Here is a 1,018-nt window from a genome sequence, read left to right on the forward strand (position 1 = left end):
CGGACTGATCCAGCCCCATGCACCCGCAGGTAAGACGGGTCGGCCACCCTTTGCCGTAGAGACGCTGCTGCGCATCCACTTCATGCAGCAATGGTTCACCCTGTCGGACCCGGCCATGGAAGAGGCCCTGTACGACACGCCCCTGTACTGCGAGTTCGCACGGCTTGATCCTGGGATCAGCCGACTGCCTGATGAGAGCACCATCCTCAGATTCCGTCATCTGCTCGAATCCAATGATCTGGCCTTGCAGATCATGGCCACCGTCAACGCCATGCTCACGGCCAAGGGGTTGCTGCTCAAGGCGGGCACCGCCGTCGATGCCACCCTCATTGCCGCGCCCAGTTCGACCAAGAACGCCACAGGCACGCGCGACCCCGAGATGCACCAGACCAAGAAGGGCAACCAGTGGCACTTTGGTATGAAGGCACACATCGGTGTGGATGCCGACTCGGGGCTGGTGCATACGGTCATCGGCACTGCGGCCAACGTAAACGACGTGACCCAGGGGCATGCGTTGCTGCACGGAGATGAGGAAGTGGTCTTCGCCGATGCCGGCTACCAGGGCGCGATGAAGCGCAACGAAGCCACAGGTGTGCCGTGGCAAGTGGCCATGCGCCCGGGCAAGCGCAGGGCGCTGGACAAGAGCAATCCCATCGAGGCGCTGACGGACCAGATCGAGAAGCTCAAGGCCAGCGTGCGGGCCAAGGTCGAGCATCCGTTTCGGGTGATCAAACGGCAGTTCGGGTTCGTGAAGGTGCGATACCGCGGGCTGGCCAAGAACACGGCACAGCTGCACACGCTGTTTGCACTGAGCAATTTGTGGATGGTCAGAAAGCGGGTTATTCAGGGGATGCAGGCATGAGTGCGTCCGCCGCACGGGCGAAGGCCCAAAGCGAGTGAAAAGCGACCGCTTCAAGTTGCGCATTGGCGCAAAACTCGGCACGCATGCGTCAATCGTTTCATATCGACATCAACTCGTGTCCGAACTTCGCCTCGCGACGGGTTGTGCAGACCATCC

At 61.3% G+C, this 1,018-nt stretch carries 1 protein-coding gene; it reads left to right on the top strand.

The genetic code is table 11. The features are described from left to right. Positions 1-862: IS5 family transposase (locus RCH10_RS27690; protein ID WP_409054855.1), on the top strand; the 862-nt coding region annotated here is incomplete at its 5' end. Positions 863-1,018 lie beyond the last annotated feature (156 nt).

Source organism: Variovorax sp. GrIS 2.14, assembly GCF_046115955.1.
Taxonomy (GTDB): domain Bacteria; phylum Pseudomonadota; class Gammaproteobacteria; order Burkholderiales; family Burkholderiaceae_C; genus Variovorax.